Source organism: Psychrobacter proteolyticus (genome assembly GCF_038155145.1).
GTDB classification, from domain to species: domain Bacteria; phylum Pseudomonadota; class Gammaproteobacteria; order Pseudomonadales; family Moraxellaceae; genus Psychrobacter; species Psychrobacter proteolyticus_B.
Map to the genome: position 1 here is coordinate 1 of NZ_JBAKAY010000075.1, position 231 is coordinate 231.

At 45.5% G+C, this 231-nt stretch carries 1 pseudogene; it reads left to right on the plus strand.

Going from position 1 to position 231, the window contains the following annotated elements:
* Nucleotides 1-231, plus strand: a pseudogene (locus tag V6252_RS13055) (pyrimidine utilization protein A); the annotation flags it as partial.

Sequence of the window (231 nt, forward strand, 5' to 3'; positions counted from 1 at the left end):
CAACTTTGTCTTCGGTAAAGGTCTAAACACGCCAACTGACTATGCCAGTATCAAGGACCGATTAAAGGTACACACGGACAAGACGTGTCGTAACGTTCCAACCTATGTCCTCTTTATGGTAATTGCAGATGAGACCGATGAAAAAGCGCAAGCAAAGTGGCAATCATACAATGATGGCGCGGATTTTGAAGCGATTGATTGGCTGGTGTCACAACGCGGTAAGGACATAAC